This is a genomic window from Allobosea sp. P4_H5 (genome assembly GCF_056400825.1).
Map to the genome: position 1 here is coordinate 72,997 of NZ_JBFUKM010000010.1, position 14,501 is coordinate 87,497.

The window sequence follows — 14,501 nt, forward strand, 5'->3', positions numbered from 1 at the left end:
CCTCATTCGCCCTATGGGCTTGTCCGTTTGATCCGTCAGGCAACAAGGATGCCGGTCTTGGCCTCGCCGACATCCTGGGAAGCATGGGCGGCATGCATGCCGTAATCGCGCCTGGCCGCTTCCGGCGAAACGAGGCCAAGGGCGATGTCGCGGGCGATGGCCTCGCGGGAGCGCTCCGAAGCCGGGCCGTAGCCAGCGCCGCCGGCAAGCACGAGTTCGACGATCTCGTGCGGCTGCTTGACCTGAACGAGCTCGCCCGTGCCGACGTCCTTCAGCACATGGCCCTGCTCGTCGATGACCCGGCCCGAGGCGCCGCCGCCGGCCTTGCCCTCGAACAGCCCCTGGATCGGGTTGTTGACCCCTTCCGGATAGAGCGAGACCAAGGTCGGCAGGCCGTCATCGGAGAGCTTGCGCAGGCGGACGCGCTGGCCGAGACCGCCGCGCTGGCGGCCAGCGCCGCCGGAGTCGGTGAGGTAGGTCTTCTCGACCACCAGCACCGGCACGCGCGATTCGAAGGTCTCGATCGAGGTGTTGGCCGCCGAGGTTGGGTAGAGCAGGCCGGACTTGCCGTCGCCATGGGCCGAGCCGCCCTGGCCGCCGCCGACGAAGAGCATGTCGGAATAGGTGTCGCCGGCCTGGTCGCGGCCGTAGACGCTGGCCGCCACCGGCAGGCCGGTGAAGGCCTGCACCTGCTTCGGTGCCGCCTGTGACAGCGCGCGGAAGATGTTCGGCGCCAGATACCAGCCGGTGCGGGTGCGCAAATTGACCGCCAGCGGCTTGTCGCAGTTCAGGATCGAGCCCTTAGGCGCATCGATCGAGAAGGCGCGGTAGCAGCCGGCGTTGCCGCGCACCGATGGCGTCAGCATGCATTTCAGCGGGTAGGTGGCGTGCGCCATCGTGTAGTTGAGCGTGCAGTTCAGCCCGCCCTGCGGCAGCTGCGGCGGCGCGCCGGCGAAGTCGAGATGGATGGTGTCGTCCTTGACCGTCAGCGCCAGCGGATAGGTCATCGGCGTGCCGAGCGGGTTGTTCGAGACGGTGCCGTGATAGGTGCCGTCCGGCAGCGCCCGGATCGCCTCGCGCATCGCCTTCTCGGAGCGGCTCTGCACGACATGGGCCAGTGCCCGCAAATCCTGCATGCCGTAGTCATTCAGGAAGGATTGCAGCCGTTCGGCGCCGATGGCGTTGGCCGCGACGAAGGAGTGGAGGTCGCCGAGCACCTGTTCGGAGTTGCGCACGTTCTCGGCGAGCAGGCGGACCAGCGTCTCGTTGATCCTGCCGGCTTCGTAGAGCTTCATCGGCGGGATCTGGAAGCCTTCCTCGTAGATCTCGCGAGCCCGCAACGAATCCTTGGTGCCGCCGATGTCGGAGACGTGGCCGACCGTGCCCATCAGGCCGACGACGCGGTTCCCCAGGAAGACCGGGGTGACGATCGCGATGTCGAAGAGATGGCCGGCGCAGAGCCAGGGATCATTGGTGATCAGCACGTCGCCGGGCTTCAGTGTCTCGGCGGGGTAGCGCTCCAGCAGCGCCTTGACTGCGCGCGGCAGCGTCAGGTTGAACACCGGCATGGCGCGGGGCGAGTGCGCTAGCGTCTCGCCTTCGGGATCGAGCAGCTCGCAAGCGAAGTCCTGGGCCTCCGAGATCACCAGCGAGAAGGCGGTGCGGCAGACGGTCAGCCACATCTCCTCGACGACGTTGATCATCCGGCTCCACATGATCTCGAGCGAGATCGGATCGGCCTCGATGCGGCGCGCAGCCTCGGCGAGCGGCATGTCGGCGGTGATCGTGGTCTCGACCGCATTGGCCTGGCCGACATGGATGATCAGGTTCAGGACATCATCGATCGTGACGCTGTCGCCGGGCGGCACGATCGTAGTCGCCTCGCGCTCCTCGATGATCGCCGGGCCGCTGATCGTGTCGCCGGAGCGCAAGGCGTAGCGGTCATAGACCTCCGCCTCGCTCCAGCCGCCCTCGAACCAGGCGCGGCGGCTGCCCTTGATCTTGGCCATGGCGTCGCCGCCGCCGGCCGCGCCGGAGAGCGAGAGCGTCGGCACCGGGCCGGCGCAGCGGACGCGGAAATTGATCGCCTCCAGACGGGCGCCCTCGTAGACCGAGGTGTAGCGGGCCGAATAAGTCTTGCTGAAGGCGGCGCGGATCGACTCCAAGCTCGACGCGTCGATCGCGCCTGACGGCAACGGCACGGAAATGTCGTGCATCTGGCCGACGAGGCGCATATCGGCCGAGCGCTCGACCGTGACGTCGCCGGGCTTCACGCCGGCCTCGATCAGATGCTTGCGGCCCTCTTTTTCCAGCTCCGTCAGCACGCGGTTGACCGCGGCGGCGTCGAAGCCTTCGGAGAACTCGACCGGCAGCGAGCGCACCTGATCGAAGGAAAGCGGCGCGGCGAGGAAGCCGAGCGCCGAAGCGGCGCCTGAGGCCGGCGGGATGATGACCTGTTTGACGCCGAGCACGCGGGCGACGTCGACAGCATGCGCCGGGCCGGCGCCGCCGAAGCCGACCATGGCGTAATGGCGGGGGTCCTTGCCCTTCTCGACGAGATGGACGCGGGCGGCGGCGCCCATGCTCTCGACCACGACCTTGTGGATACCCCAGGCCGCTTCCTCGATGGAGAGGCCGAGCGGCTCGGCCACGGTCGAGACCGCCTTGCGCGCCGCTTCTAAGTCTAGCGCCATGCGCCCGCCGAGGAAGAAGCCCGGGTCATAGTAGCCGAGGACGAGATTGGCATCGGTCACGGTCGGCTTCACGCCGCCCATGCCGTAGCAGGCCGGGCCGGGATCGGAGCCGGCCGAATGCGGGCCGACCTTGAGCAGGCCGACCTCGTCGATCGCCGCGATCGAGCCGCCGCCGGCACCGATCTCGATCATGTCGATCACCGGCGCCTTGATCGGCAGGCCCGAGCCCTTGGCGAAGCGGTTGACGCGGCCAGCCTCAAGCATCGGCGCGATCTCGGCGCGGCCGTCCTCGATCATGCAGGCCTTGGCGGTGGTACCGCCCATGTCGAAGGAGATCACGTCCTTGTGGCCGGCGAGTTCGCCGAACAGAGCGGTGGCGAGGCCGCCGCCGGCCGGGCCGCTTTCGAGCAGGCGGATCGGGAAGGTCCGGGCCGTCTCGGGTGAGACCAGGCCGCCGGCCGAATGCATCAGCCGGAGCGCGCCGGTGAAGGAGCGGGCGGCGAGCTCACGCTCCAGCCGTTCGAGGTAGCGCCGCATCAGCGGTTGGACATAGGCGTTGGCCGCGGTGGTGACGAAGCGCTGATACTCCCAGATCTCGGCGACGACCTCGCTCGACAGCGAGACGGTCAACTCCGGGCAGGTCTCGCGGACGATGCGGCCGGCTTCCTGCTCATGGGCGGGATTGCGGTAGCTGTTGAGGAAGCAGATCGCGATCGCCTCACAACCGGCGGCGGCGAGCTCGCGGGCGGCCTTGCGCACGGCCTCGGCGTCGAGCGCGGTCACGACCTTGCCGTCGCGGTCCATGCGCTCGGGCACTTCGAGGCGGTGTTCGCGCGAGACCAGCGGGTCGGGGAAGGTCAGGAACAGGTCGTAGATGTCGTAGCGCTGCTCGGTCCCCATTTCGAGGATGTCACGGAAGCCCCTGGTGGTGATCAGGCCGAGCCTGGAGCCCTTGCGCTCGATCACGGCGTTGGTGACCAGGGTCGTGCCGTGGACGATGTCGCCGACGTCGGCGAGCGTGATCCCGGCCATGTCGACGAGTTCGCCAAGGCCGATCAGCGCGGCTTCGGATGGGTCGTGCGGCGTGGTCAGGCGCTTGTGCAAGAGGACCGAACGCTCCTCACCATCATAGAGGATGAAGTCGGTGAAAGTGCCGCCGATGTCGAAGCCGATGCGCCAGCGATTGCTCATGGAGCAGTCTCCGCGGTTGAGAGGTTCAAGGGGAAGAAGTGCTTGTCCTTGGTCAGCGCCGCGATCTCGGCGGCGCCTTCGGCCAGGGAACGGATGATGGAAAGGCGCTCACCCGGCTCGACCGTCGCGGCCGGGAAGGAGATGCAGAGCGCGACCTCGTCGCCGCTGGCGGGATCGCCGAGGCCGACCGAGATGGCGCGCACGCCGCGCACCGCCTCGTCATGGGACTCGGCGAAGCCGTTGCGGCGGGTCTCGGTCAGCCGCGCCAAAAGCTCGTCCATGTCGCGGGGCGCGGTTTCGGACGGGGCGGTGAACCCCTCAGGATAGAGCGCGCGGACCTCGGCGTCGGAGAGCCGGGCCAGAAGAGCGCGGCCGGTGCTGGAGGCGAAGGCGGGGATGCGGTCGCCGATCGACGTGACGACCCGCAGCGCATGTCGGCCGGGATGGGCGGTGACACCGATGATCTCGTTTCCGCGGCGCACGCTGATATAGCCGGTGTGGCCGATCCGGTCGGAGACGCGCCCGACCACGGCGTCGGCGCGGTCGATCAGCGAAGCAGCGAAACGGTAGAGCTGGCCGACCTGCGCGAGCAGCAGCGCCGGGCGATAGCGCTTGCTGTCACCGACCGTTTCCAGAAGGCCTTCGTCGCGCATCGCCCTGAGCAGGCGCGAGGCGTTGCTCTTGGGCATGCCGAGCAGGGTCACGAGGTCGGTCACGGTCACGTCGTGACGCGTGCTGGAGAAGCAACGAAGCACGTCTGCGGCTGCCGTCAGGATGGACATCCGGGTCGCTTCCGAGATAGTTCCATAAAATGGAACTTAGGTTGCAATAAAAGGAACAATACGCCGGCTTGACGGTGAGTCAAGACGGTTTGTGTCGTCGGTGGGTCTCTGGCGGTTCGAATCGTTCGCGTGGGAAGGCGAGATCGGTTCTGCGGGTACGCTAGGTGTTGGGCGGCCTTCGCGAGACGCTGTGGTCTTGCGATCTGCTCTGCCCGCCGCATGCCGCGCAATCCTCGGGCAAGCTCTCCGCTTATAGACTGGATGCGAGGCTCCAAAAAATGGAGCCGCCTCCAAAAGACGGGATCTGCAGCTTGGGGCCACAGCCTCTTCATCTCGATATTTCAAAGACTTGGTGCGTGGCACGATGGTTGCTGAGCGGCGCGCGGACTGGCTGGAGCGCAGCAGGCATGAACTGGCAGGCAATCGTCGATTTCGACGGAACGATCTCACGCGAGGATACGACCGACCGCGTCCTCCAGCGTTTCGCGGAACCGGGCTGGGAAGAGATCGAGGCGGATTGGGTCGCTGGAGAGATCGGCTCGCGCGAGTGCATGGAGCGTCAGGTCGCCCTGCTGCACGCCTCGCCCGACGTGTTCGACACTTTCGTCTCCTCGCTGGCGATCGACTGGGGCTTCGCGGCCTTCGTGCGATTGTGCCAGCGCGCCGGCATCCCGGTTACCGTCGTCTCCGACGGGCTCGACCGCACGATCCATGCGCTTTTGGGCCGCGCCGGCCTGAGCGGCCTCACCGTCGTCGCCAACCATATCGAGCCCTTGCCGGGCGATCGCTGGCGACTGACCTCGCCGCATGCCGACCCATCCGGCGGCTGTACGAGCGGCACCTGCAAGTGCCGCGTCGCCAGCAGCCTCAGCCGGCCGCTGACCCTGCTCGTCGGCGATGGTCGCTCGGATTTCTGCGTCGCCGGCCAGGCCGACCTCGTCTTCGCCAAGAAGAGCCTGATCGCGCATTGCCGCGAGAACGGCATCGGCCATCGCCCATTCAACACCTTCTCTGAGGCCGTTGGCCTCCTCGAAACCCTGCTGTCGGAAACCACGACGGAATCGGCGGCCCCTGCACGCAAGGACATGATCAATGGATGACGGCTTCACCCTGCTCGACCGCTCCGAGCCGGTCGATGTTTCCTCCGCGCCGGCGGCGACGCTGGCTGAGGAAGAGGCCCGCCTGCTCGCGCTCGAGGCCGAATACTGCTCGCATGGCGACACCGTCCACTACACGCAGTTTCCGAAGATCTTCTCGGGCTGCGAGGGCTCGTTCATGCTCGACGCGGCGGGCAACCGCTTCCTCGACCTGCAGATGTGGTACTCGGCCGTCAATTTCGGCTACGCCAATCCGCGCCTGAACAACGCGCTGAAGCGCCAGATCGACACGCTGCCGCAGGTGGCGAGCCAGTATCTGCACCGCGAGAAGATCGAGCTCGCTGCGATGATCGCGCAGGACGCACAGCGCAAGTTCGGCACCAAGGGGCGCGTCCACTTCAATGTCGGCGGCGCCCAGGCAGTCGAGGATTCACTGAAGCTCGTGCGCAACGCCAAGCACGGCAAGAGCCTGATGTTCGCCTTCGAGGGCGGCTATCACGGCCGTACGCTCGGCGCCTCGGCGATCACCTCGTCCTATCGCTATCGCCGCCGCTTCGGCCATTTCGGCGAGCGCGCGCATTTCATCCCGTTCCCTTACCATTTCCGCGGTCCCAAGGGGATGAGCAAGGAAGAGTACGGGCATCACTGCGTGCAGCAGTTCGCCCGCCTGTTCGAGAGCGAATACAACGGCGTCTGGGATCCCAAGGTCCGCGAGGCTGAATATGCGGCCTTCTATGTCGAGCCGCTGCAGGGCACAGGCGGCTACGTCATCCCGCCGCCGAACTTCTTCATCGAGCTCAAGAAGGTGCTCGACCAGCACGGCATCCTGCTGGTAGTCGACGAGATTCAGATGGGCTTCTACCGGACCGGCAAGCTCTGGTCGATCGAGCATTTCGGCGTGCAGCCGGACGTGATCGTCTTCGGCAAGGCCGTCACCAACGGGCTGAACCCACTCTCGGGCATCTGGGCCAAGGAAGAGCTGATCAACCCGGTCGTGTTCCCGCCGGGCTCGACCCATTCGACCTTCAACGCCAACCCGCTCGGCACCGCCGTCGCGCTGGAAGCGATGAAGATGATGGAGGAAGAGGACTACGAGACCATGGTCATGGCCAAGGGCGCGTATTTCCTCGAAGGCCTGCAGGGGCTGAAGCGTCGCCACAAGATCGTCGGCGAGGTCGACGGGCTCGGCATGGCGCTGCGGATCGAGATCTGCGAGCCGCATGATAGCTTCACCCCGTCGAAGCGGCTGGTCGACCTGATGTGCGACGAGGGCATGAAGGCCGACCTCGAGGTCGGCGGCAAACGCTACGGCCTCGTGCTCGACATCGGCGGCTACTACAAGAACGTCATCACCCTCGCGCCGGCATTGACCATGAGCTATGCCGAGATCGACCTCGCGATCGAGCTGCTCGACCAGCTCTTCGCCCGCGTCGCCAACGCCTGAGCAGTGGAGACGGGCCTTGCGCCTGCGCGTGATCGACCTCGACGGTAGCGTGGCGGCGCAGGAGCCGCTGCGCCGGCGCATCGACGCCGGCACGGCCGCGTGCATCGAGGCTGCCGACCTCGCCGGCGCCATGCGCATCGTCGCGAGCCGCCGGGCCAAGGCCGAGCTGCTGGGGCGCCTTGGCCAACGCGACGGCGAAGGGAAGGGCGTGCCCGTCTTCTTCTACGGCTCCGGCGATTTCCATCACGTCACCTCGGTCCTGCTGAGCCGCGTCGAGGAACCGGTCACGGTCGTGCATTTCGACAACCATCCCGACTGGGTCAGCTTCCCCGCCACGGTGAACTGCGGCGCCTGGGTCAACCGGGCGCTGGAGCTGCCGCAGGTTCGCAAGGTCGTGACGATCGGCCCGTGCAGCGACGATCTCGTGCGCCCGGAATGGCAGTTCGCCAATCTCCGGGCCGTGGCCGAGGGGCGGATCGCGCTCTATCCCTGGCGGCATGAGCCCTCGCGGGTGTGGGGACGCTATGGCAAGACCGCGAGCTTTCGCCAGGAGAGCGGACATCTGCATTGGCGCAACCTCGCCGGAGAGGATTGGTCGGATTTCCTCGACGAGCTGGTCGCGGCGATCCCGACGTCTGCCGTCTGGCTGACGATCGACAAGGACGTGCTCGGGCCGGGTGAAGCCTGCACCAATTGGGACCAGGGCGAATTGCCGCTGCGCCATCTCCTCGCGGCGGTCGAGCGGCTGGCAAGCGAGCGCCGGATCGTCGGTACCGATGTCTGCGGCGACTGGTCGGAGCCGCGCTTCAGCGACCCCTTCCGCGCGACGCTCGCCTATTTCGACCATCCGCCGCGCTTCAGGCCGACGCCCGAGCAACTCTCCGTCAATGCCCGCATCAATGCGAGCCTGATCGACTGCTTCCAGCGGGTGCTGTCATGAATACGACGATCATCCTCTGGTTCGTGGCGTCGATCATCTGCGACGTCGCCGGCCAGATCTTCTTCAAGATCGGCGCCGACCGGCTGCCGCAGGGCGCCGATTTCCGGGCCACGGCGGCGGCGGTGGCACGCTGCGGCTGGATCACCGCCGGGCTCGCGACCTATGTCGCCGAGTTCTTCATCTGGCTGCGTATCCTGGCGGAAGTGCCGCTCTCGATCGCCTTTCCGATCGCCAGCGCCAACTTCCTCGCCATTTCCCTGGCCAGCGCCGTCTTCCTCGGCGAGCGCGTCGGCCGGCGGCAATGGCTCGGCTCCTTCCTCATCACTTGCGGCGTCATCATCGTCGCCAGAACAGCCTGACGGACATGTTCCGATGACCAAACGCGATTTCAGCGTCCGCCTCGCCGGGGACCGCACCGGCTTCCTGCTCATCCACGGCCTCGGCGGCACGCCGGTCGAGCTGCGCTTCGTCGCCCGTGCGCTGCACCGGGCCGGCCATACCGTGCACTGCCCGCAGCTCGCCGGGCATTGCGCCGGGGAGGCGGAGATCCTCGCCACCGGTTGGCGTGACTGGACGCAGAGTGTGTTCGACGAGCTCGAGCGCATGCGCGAGATCTGCGACACGGTGATCGTCGGCGGGCTCTCCATGGGCGCGGTGCTGGCGATGCATGTTGCCGCCCAGCGCCCGAAAGAGGTCGATGGGCTCGCGCTCTACGCGCCGACCTTCTGGTACGATGGCTGGTCGATCCCGCGTTATGCCTTCCTGCTGAAATGGTTCATCAACACGCCGTTCGGGCGGCGCTACAGCTTCGTCGAGCGCGAACCCTATGGGTTGAAGGACACCCGCTCCCGCGCTCTTGTGGTCTCGTCGCTGACGAGCGGCGACAGCTCGACCGCCGGCCTGCTCGGCACCCCTTCCGGCGCGCTGAAGCAGATGTGGGACCTGATCGCGATCACTCGCCGCGAGCTCCCACAGGTCAAATGTCCGGCCCTGCTGGTCCATCCGCGCGAAGACGATATCGCCGACCTCAGGAACGCCTTCGAGATCCAGCGCAAGCTCGGCGGGCTGGTCGATGCGGTGATCCTCGACGACAGCTATCACCTCGTCACGATCGACCAGCAGCATGACATCGTGATCGAGCGCTCGCTGGCGCTGGCTTCGCGGCTTGCCAAGGCCCACCGCCCGGTGGCGCCGCTGCGTGTCGTGGCAGCCGAATGAGCACGCCCGAAGGCCGTATCCTGGCCGGCATCGCGGATATCTCCGCTGCCGCCTGGGACGGCTGCCTGCCCGGCGAGGCCGAATGCCATGCCTATTACACCGCCTGCGACGCGGTCGCCGCGCAGACCGGCGTCGGCTTGCGCATGGCGGCCGCCTGTGCGGAATCTGACGGCGAGGTCGTCGTGGTGGCACCGTTTTTCCGGTTGAACTACCGGCTCGACACGCCGCTGCAGGGCAAGCTCAGGAGCTTCGGCGACGCCCTGTTCCGCCATGTGCCGGGGCTTGTCACCCTGAAGGTGCTCTGCGTCGGCTCGCCCTATGCCGAGCGCTGCCATCTCGGCTTCTCGCCGAAGCTCGATGCCGCCGGGCGTGGCGCCGCCTTCCGGGTGCTCTCAGCCGCGCTGGAGCGGCAGGCCGCCGAGGAGAGGGTCCATCTCGTGGTCTGGAAGGACCTGGCGCCGGCCGAGGAAGAGGGCTTCGGCGGCGTCCTGAAGCAGGCCGGCTTCGCCCGGCTCGGCAGCCTGCCGGTCGCGCTGCTCGACCTGCCTTTCAAGGACGAGTCCGGCTATCTCGCCGCGCTCTCGGCGGCGACGCGCAAGGACATCAGGCGCAAGCTCGCCAAGGCGGGGGAGGTGCGCATCGCCTTCCATACCGACATCACCGGGCTGGAGCCGACGATCGACGCGCTCTACGAGGCGACGCGGGCCCAGAGCGGGCTCGATTATGGCGATCTCGAAGTGCTGCCGCCCGGCTATTTCGGCGCGGTCTCGCGCGCGCTCGGCGAGCGGGCAGTGTTCGTGCTCTACTGGATCGGCGAGGAGCTTGCCGCCTTCAACCTGCTGCTGGTCGAGTCCGACCGGGTGATCGACAAGTTCCTGGGCATGCGCTACCCGCTGGCCCGCGAGCATAATCTCTATGCCGTGAGCTGGATGGTAAATGTCCGCTTCTGCCTGGAGCGCGGCATCCACAAGCTCCAGAGTGGCCAGACGGCCTATGCCTCGAAGCTGCGCTTTGGCAGCCGGCTGGTGCCGTCGACCTTGCAGGTCCGGCACCGGCTCGCGCCGCTGCAATGGGCGCTGCGGTCGTTGAGTCCCTGGCTCGGCTTCGAGCGCTTCGACCCCGATCTTGCCGCAATCGCCCGAAAGAAGGCCGCATGAGCAGCATCTCGCCACCGGCTAGCAATGCATGGGGTCGCCAGCTGGCGATCTGGCTCGCCTTCATCGTGCTCGACACCGCCACGCAGCTCGCCTTCAAATGGGGCGCTGACGGGATCGGCGACATGGAGTTCGGCCTCGCCATGATGGCGAAGGCGGTGTCGCTGCCGGGCGTTTGGGTCGCGATACTCGGCTATATCGGCGTCTTTGTCGTCTGGATGGTAATCCTGCGCGACATGCCGCTCAGCCGTGCCTTCCCGATGACGGGACTGGTCTATGTCACAGTTCCGCTGTTCGCCTGGTTCACCTTCGACGAACACATCGATCTGGTTCGCGCAGGCGGAATCGCGCTGATCATTGCAGGCGTGTTCCTGCTCGGGGGTGACGAATGAGACGTGGAGTTGGCCTTGGACTTGGCCTGGCCTCGCTGATGGCCGCTACCCTGATGGCGGCGCAGCCGGCCCTTGCCGATCCGATGACCGACATCGTCGGGCGCTGGCGCGATTCGGACGGCGAGTCCGAGATCGCCATCAGCCGCTGCGGCCCGGCATTATGCGGCAAGATCGTCTGGCTGAAAGAGGAACGCTTCGACATCTACAATCCCAATGAGGGACTGCGGAAGCGCTCGCTGATGGGCATCCAGGTGCTCTCCGGCTTCAAGCCGGCCGCGAAAGGCGGGCTTGAAGGCGAGGGCTACAATCCCGCCGACGGCAAGACCTATCGCACGACGCTCGAACTGGCTTCCGCCCGAAGCCTCGTCATGCGCGGCTGCGTGCTCGGTGGTCTGATCTGCGACGACGACACCTGGTCGCGGCAGCCATGACGGTGGCCGGCGGCCGGAGGTGAGGGAAACGAGATCCGGCATGTCGACGCGGATGGCATCGCTCAGGTTCAGGCTGGTGATCGGCTTCATGCTGGTCAGCGTGCCGGCGATGCTGGCCTCCACCTTCATCGCCGCCAGGCTGATCTCGGATGCCTTCGAGGACAATGTCGAGCAATGGCTCGGCGATACCTCGCGCTTCTTCGCGCTCGAGATCGCCGAGGCGACGCAGGAGGCGCAGCGCGTCGCCGGCGTGATCGGGCATCGGCTCGAGCAGTCGAGCAGCGACCAGAAGATGCAGAAGACCGTCGAGCGCGAGTTTGCGGTGCTGAACTCGGTCGGCTACGACCTGATCGCGATCTATCGCCCGGGTGGCGAGGTGCTGTTCAAGACACGCGATTTCAGCAGCCTCACCCCACTGCCGACCGAGACCAGCCTCGGCCTGTTCCGCATCGAGACCGACGGCAAGCGCTGGATCATGGCGGGCGCCGTCCAGGCCTTGCAGATCGGCGGCCAGCCGGCCAATCTCCTGGTCGGGACCTGGCTCGATGAAAGCTCCTTCGGCGGCATCAAGGTGGTGACGGCGCTGGAGATCCGCTTCTTTGCCCTGTTCGACGGCAAGCCCGAACTGGTGATGCAGACGCATTCCGACCGCGCGGCCGTCGTGCCTGCGGCCATACGGGCAAGATTGGAGGCCGGGGAGGACGGGATCTTCGACTCCGATGCCGATGGCGGCGCCTATCGCGCCGTCTATGCGGGGTTGCGCGGCATCGACGGCCAGCTCGCGGCGATCAGCTTCATCGGCATGCGCAGCGAGGCGGGATTCTTCGAGCAGCTTGGCCGTGAGAGCCTGTTCCTCGGCATCTTCCTGCTCGGCAGCGCGATCTCGATCGTCGTCGGTATCCTGACTTCGGATCTGCTGGTGCGCCCCTTGCGCGCTTTGACCCATGGCGTGCGTGCGATCGCGGCCGGGGATTTCGGCCAGCGCGTCTCGGCGGGCGGTGGGCGCGAGATCGTCGAGCTCGCCACCGGCTTCAACGGCATGGCCGAGCAGCTCGGCAAGCTGCAGGAGCTCGAGGCCGAGCTCAGGCGAAAGGACCGGCTCTCGGCGCTCGGGCAGGCGGCGATGGTGATCGCCCATGAGGTGCGCAACCCGCTCGGGATCATCAAAACCTCGACGGAGGTCGTCCGCAACCGCGCCAAGCTCGGCAATGCCGAAGAGAAGATGCTCGGCTATGTCATCGATGAGGTACGCCGCATCGAGACGCTGGTCCGCGACTTCCTCGATTTCGCCCAGCCCAAGCCGCCGGCGAAGGTCGAGCTCCCCTTGCGCGCGGTGATCGATCGTGTCGCGGCCATCGCGGCGCCCGAGTTCTCCCGCCAGAAGATCGAGCTCTCGGTCGATGATTCCAGTGGCGGTGCGACCGTCCTCGGCGACCCCGACCAGCTTTACCAAGCCTGCCTCAACCTCGTCCTCAACGCGATCGACGCGATGCCGGATGGGGGGACGATCCAGGCCAGCGTGCGCGCTACCGGCGAGAGCGTCTCGCTGACGATCAGCGACGAAGGCGCAGGCGTGCCGGACGCGATCCGTCCGGAGATCTTCAACCCGTTCTTCACCACCAAGGCGAAGGGCACCGGGCTTGGGCTCGCCAAGGTGCAGACCGTGGCGGAAGCCCACGGCGGCAGCGCCACCTGCGTCTGCGAGCCGGGGCGCGGCGCGGCCTTCACCATCGCGTTGCCGCGGGCGAAACCGGGAGCGCCGGCATGAGCCATTCCATCCTGGTCGTCGACGACGAGGTGCGGCTCGCCGACGTGCTGGCGGCAGCGCTGGAGGATCTCGGCTTCCGCGCGACGGCCGTCCACAGTGCGCGCGCTGCACTTGGCGAGCTCGAACAGGCGCGCTTCGACCTGGTGCTGACCGATCTCAGACTGCCGGTGATGGACGGGCGCGCGCTGCTGCGCGAGGTCCGCAGCCGCTGGCCGGAGGTGCCGGTCATCATCATCACCGCCTTCGCGGCGGTGCGCGACGCGGTCGATCTCGTCAAGGAGGGCGCGTTCGACTACATCGCCAAGCCTTTCGAAATCGACGACGTCTCGGCCACGATCAGGCGGGCGCTGCGCCTCGCCGATGTGGTGCGCGACAATGAAAGGCTGCGCAGCGAGCTCGAAGGCCGCTACAGCTTCGACACGCTGGTCGGCAACAGCGCCTCGTTCCGTCGCGTGATCGAGCAGGTCACCGAGGTCTGCGAGACGAAGGCGACCGTGCTGCTCAACGGCGAGAGCGGCACCGGCAAGGAGCTGGTCGCCAAGGCGATCCACTTCAACAGCCCGCGACGCGACAAGCCCTTCATCGCGGTCAACTGCGCGGCGATTCCCGAGGCCCTGCTGGAAAGCGAGCTCTTTGGCCATGTGAAGGGGGCCTTCACCGGGGCGCTCGCCAACCGCACCGGGCGCTTCGCCGCGGCCGATGGCGGCACGCTCTTCCTCGACGAGATCGGCGACATGCCGCTGCCGATCCAGGCCAAGCTGCTGCGGGTGATCCAGGAGCGCAGCTTCGAGCCGGTCGGCGCGACCCGGACCCAGACGGTCGACGTCAGGCTGGTCGCGGCGACGCACAAGGACATGCGCCAGGCCGTCGACAAGGGCAGCTTCCGCGAGGACTTGTTCTACAGGCTCAACGTCTTCCCGATCGTGCTGCCGCCGCTGCGTGACCGCGCCGACGACGTCCCGCTGCTGGCCACGCATTTCCTGGCCGAGCTCGCTGAAGCGATGGGCAAGCGAGCGAGCGGATTCTCGCCGGCCGCCCTGGCCGCGATGACCACCTATGACTGGCCGGGAAACATCCGCGAGCTGCACAACTGCATCGAAAGGGCGGTGATCGTCGCCAAGGCGCCGACGATCGATGCTGCCGACCTGCCGCAGGATCTGTTCAACGCCACGCGCCGGGGCGATCGCGACAGCTTGCCGCGCGATCTCGACGCCGAGCTCGAGCGGATCGAGCGCGATTTCATCCTCGAGGCGCTGAGGCGCAGCGACGGCGTGCAGGTCAGGGCTGCGAAATTGCTAGGCATAGCGGAAAGAAGCCTTTGGCACCGCATTAAGAAACTCGGTATTAGGCTGGGCCGCGCGATTGCGGACTGACGACTCACGGGATGCCTA

12 protein-coding genes are annotated in these 14,501 nt (G+C 67.0%); 10 read left to right on the forward strand and 2 right to left on the reverse strand.

All coding sequences use genetic code 11. From position 1 onward, the window contains the following. Positions 1-35: 35 nt before the first annotated feature. Positions 36-3,884, reverse strand: a complete 3,849-nt coding sequence (locus AC1DS0_RS20500; protein WP_476816133.1) for a hydantoinase B/oxoprolinase family protein — start codon at positions 3,882-3,884, stop codon at positions 36-38. Then, positions 3,881-4,666 carry an IclR family transcriptional regulator gene (locus tag AC1DS0_RS20505; RefSeq protein ID WP_476816134.1) on the reverse strand — a complete coding sequence of 262 codons (786 nt, stop codon included), beginning with the start codon at positions 4,664-4,666 and terminating at the stop codon, positions 3,881-3,883. The genes AC1DS0_RS20500 and AC1DS0_RS20505 overlap by 4 nt, the downstream gene beginning before the upstream one ends. A 407-nt stretch (positions 4,667-5,073) precedes the next feature. On the opposite strand from AC1DS0_RS20505, the gene AC1DS0_RS20510 reads away from it, so the two are divergent. The 10 genes from AC1DS0_RS20510 to AC1DS0_RS20555 are packed head-to-tail and all read left to right on the forward strand — an operon-like array spanning position 5,074 to position 14,483. Continuing rightward, entirely contained in the window at positions 5,074-5,766 is a 693-nt protein-coding gene (locus AC1DS0_RS20510; protein ID WP_476816135.1) for an MtnX-like HAD-IB family phosphatase, read from the forward strand. Then, complete coding sequence (locus tag AC1DS0_RS20515; protein WP_476816136.1) at positions 5,759-7,207, forward strand: aspartate aminotransferase family protein; 1,449 nt, start codon at positions 5,759-5,761, stop codon at positions 7,205-7,207. Before AC1DS0_RS20510 ends, AC1DS0_RS20515 begins: the two co-directional genes overlap by 8 nt. Positions 7,208-7,223: 16 nt before the next feature. Then, positions 7,224-8,147 carry an arginase family protein gene (locus AC1DS0_RS20520; protein ID WP_476816137.1) on the forward strand — a complete coding sequence of 308 codons (924 nt, stop codon included), beginning with the start codon at positions 7,224-7,226 and terminating at the stop codon, positions 8,145-8,147. Continuing rightward, positions 8,144-8,506 carry an EamA family transporter gene (locus AC1DS0_RS20525; RefSeq protein ID WP_159650120.1) on the forward strand — a complete coding sequence of 121 codons (363 nt, stop codon included), beginning with the start codon at positions 8,144-8,146 and terminating at the stop codon, positions 8,504-8,506. The genes AC1DS0_RS20520 and AC1DS0_RS20525 overlap by 4 nt, the downstream gene beginning before the upstream one ends. Before the next feature lie 13 nt (positions 8,507-8,519). Then, entirely contained in the window at positions 8,520-9,365 is an 846-nt protein-coding gene (locus AC1DS0_RS20530) for an alpha/beta hydrolase (protein WP_476816138.1), read from the forward strand. Then, on the forward strand, positions 9,362-10,522 hold the full coding sequence (locus tag AC1DS0_RS20535; protein ID WP_476816139.1) for a GNAT family N-acetyltransferase: 1,161 nt from the start codon (positions 9,362-9,364) through the stop codon (positions 10,520-10,522). Before AC1DS0_RS20530 ends, AC1DS0_RS20535 begins: the two co-directional genes overlap by 4 nt. After that, entirely contained in the window at positions 10,519-10,911 is a 393-nt protein-coding gene (locus AC1DS0_RS20540) for a DMT family transporter (RefSeq protein WP_476816140.1), read from the forward strand. Before AC1DS0_RS20535 ends, AC1DS0_RS20540 begins: the two co-directional genes overlap by 4 nt. Beyond that, on the forward strand, positions 10,908-11,342 hold the full coding sequence (locus AC1DS0_RS20545; protein ID WP_476816141.1) for a DUF2147 domain-containing protein: 435 nt from the start codon (positions 10,908-10,910) through the stop codon (positions 11,340-11,342). Before AC1DS0_RS20540 ends, AC1DS0_RS20545 begins: the two co-directional genes overlap by 4 nt. A 40-nt stretch (positions 11,343-11,382) precedes the next feature. Further along, complete coding sequence (locus tag AC1DS0_RS20550) at positions 11,383-13,110, forward strand: sensor histidine kinase (protein WP_476816142.1); 1,728 nt, start codon at positions 11,383-11,385, stop codon at positions 13,108-13,110. Next, positions 13,107-14,483 (forward strand): sigma-54-dependent transcriptional regulator, encoded by a 1,377-nt coding sequence (locus AC1DS0_RS20555; RefSeq protein ID WP_476816143.1) that lies wholly within the window; start codon positions 13,107-13,109, stop codon positions 14,481-14,483. Before AC1DS0_RS20550 ends, AC1DS0_RS20555 begins: the two co-directional genes overlap by 4 nt. Positions 14,484-14,501 lie beyond the last annotated feature (18 nt).

What these genes read in the sequence shown, in the direction of transcription:
- AC1DS0_RS20500 (WP_476816133.1), bottom strand. Translation starts at nt 3,884, where the DNA reads ATGAGCAATCGCTGGCGCATCGGCTTCGACATCGGCGGCACTTTCACC.
- AC1DS0_RS20525 (WP_159650120.1), top strand. Translation starts at nt 8,144, where the DNA reads ATGAATACGACGATCATCCTCTGGTTCGTGGCGTCGATCATCTGCGAC.
- AC1DS0_RS20510 (WP_476816135.1), top strand. Translation starts at nt 5,074, where the DNA reads ATGAACTGGCAGGCAATCGTCGATTTCGACGGAACGATCTCACGCGAG.
- AC1DS0_RS20555 (WP_476816143.1), top strand. Translation starts at nt 13,107, where the DNA reads ATGAGCCATTCCATCCTGGTCGTCGACGACGAGGTGCGGCTCGCCGAC.
- AC1DS0_RS20535 (WP_476816139.1), top strand. Translation starts at nt 9,362, where the DNA reads ATGAGCACGCCCGAAGGCCGTATCCTGGCCGGCATCGCGGATATCTCC.
- AC1DS0_RS20530 (WP_476816138.1), top strand. Translation starts at nt 8,520, where the DNA reads ATGACCAAACGCGATTTCAGCGTCCGCCTCGCCGGGGACCGCACCGGC.
- AC1DS0_RS20545 (WP_476816141.1), top strand. Translation starts at nt 10,908, where the DNA reads ATGAGACGTGGAGTTGGCCTTGGACTTGGCCTGGCCTCGCTGATGGCC.
- AC1DS0_RS20515 (WP_476816136.1), top strand. Translation starts at nt 5,759, where the DNA reads ATGGATGACGGCTTCACCCTGCTCGACCGCTCCGAGCCGGTCGATGTT.
- AC1DS0_RS20550 (WP_476816142.1), top strand. Translation starts at nt 11,383, where the DNA reads ATGTCGACGCGGATGGCATCGCTCAGGTTCAGGCTGGTGATCGGCTTC.
- AC1DS0_RS20505 (WP_476816134.1), bottom strand. Translation starts at nt 4,666, where the DNA reads ATGTCCATCCTGACGGCAGCCGCAGACGTGCTTCGTTGCTTCTCCAGC.
- AC1DS0_RS20540 (WP_476816140.1), top strand. Translation starts at nt 10,519, where the DNA reads ATGAGCAGCATCTCGCCACCGGCTAGCAATGCATGGGGTCGCCAGCTG.